Annotated in this window: 1 protein-coding gene; it reads left to right on the top strand. The window is 67.3% G+C overall.

Annotated elements, in window-relative coordinates; genetic code table 11:
* The coding region (locus tag PLL68_RS14900) for a transglycosylase domain-containing protein (RefSeq protein ID WP_324535432.1) at positions 1-1,619 on the top strand (1,619 nt) is incomplete at both ends.

The following is a 1,619-nucleotide window of genomic DNA, read 5'->3' on the forward strand; positions in this document are numbered from 1 at the left end:
CGCACCTGGCTGCGTCGCGGCCTGTGGACCGTGCTCGCCCTCGCGATCCTCGGCGTCACCGCCGTGGGGATCGCCTACGCGCGCACCGACATCCCCGAGCCGAACGAGATCGCCACGGCCCAGACGTCCATCGTCTACTACGCCGACGGCAAGACGGAGCTGGGGCGCCTGTCCGACAGCGAGGGCAACCGCGTGTCGGTGCCGCTGTCCCAGATCCCCGATCACATGCAGAAGGCGATCCTCGCGGGTGAGGACCAGTCGTTCTACCAGAACAACGGCATCTCCCCGACGGGCATCGCCCGCGCCGTGTGGGTCGCCGTCAAGGGCGGCGCCGCGACGCAGGGTGGTTCCACCATCACCCAGCAGTACGTGAAGAACTACTTCCTCACCTCGGACCGCACCCTGGAACGCAAGGCTCGCGAGATCCTCCTCGCCGTGAAGATCGACCGCCAGCAGACCAAGGACGAGATCCTCGAGAACTACCTCAACACCATCTACTACGGTCGCGGCGCCTACGGCATCCAGACCGCGGCGGCGGCGTACTTCAACAAGGACGTGTCCAAGCTGACCGTGGCCGAGAGCGCCTTCCTCGCGTCCGCGATCCGTGGCCCCTCCCTCTACGACCCGGCTCTGGGTGAGCAGCAGGCGGCCAACGCCAAGGAGCGCTCGGGCTACATCCTCGACGCCATGGTCGAGAACGGTTGGCTCTCCGCGAGCGAGCGTGCCGAGGCGACCTTCCCGGACACCTTCGTCGACTACAAGCCCCGCACGCTGCGCGGCACCTCCGGGTACCTGGTGGAGATGGTCAAGAGGGAGCTCATCGCCACGCACAAGCTGAACGAGACCGACATCGACCGGGGCGGGTTGCGGGTGGTGTCCACCATCGAGCGGCCCAAGCAGGTCGACATGGAGAAGGCCATCAAGGAGGAGCGCCCCTCCGAGAAGGACATCGGCATCGGCATGGCCTCGATCACGCCCGGGGACGGGGCGATCGTCGCGCTGTACGGCGGCGCCGACTACGCCAAGCGCCCGCAGAACGCCGCCACCCAGGACAAGATGCAGGCCGGGTCGACGTTCAAGGTCTTCACCCTCATCGCCGCCCTGGAGTCCGGTGACTTCAGTCTGCGCTCCTCGTTGAACGGCGCCAGCCCCCGCTACTTCAAGGAGTTCGCAGACCCCGGCGCCGACACCGAGGCCGGGCGCCGCGGGCGCGTGAAGAACTTCGGGGGCGAGTCCTTCGGTCGGATGGACCTTCGGCGCGCGACCGGCCAGTCGGTCAACACCATCTACGCCGAGCTGAACATCGAGGTCGGCGGGAAGAACTCGATGAAGGCCGCGTCGGATGCCGGCGTGCGCAGCACGCTGCAGCCGAACGTCGGCAACGTGCTCGGCACCGACTACGTCACCGTGCTCGACATGGCCAACGCCTACGCGACCATCGCCGCGGAGGGGGTGCGGGCCAACCCCTACATCGTGAAGGAGATCCGCTTCGCCGACGAGGGCGTCGAGCCGATCACGGCGAAGCCGGTCACCAAGAAGGTCTTCGACAAGGACCTCATGTCCGACGTCATCGACGCGATGACCTACCCCGTCGAAGGTGGCAGTGCTCGCTACGTCGG

Source organism: Ornithinibacter sp., assembly GCF_035443565.1.
Lineage (GTDB): Bacteria > Actinomycetota > Actinomycetes > Actinomycetales > Dermatophilaceae > Fodinibacter.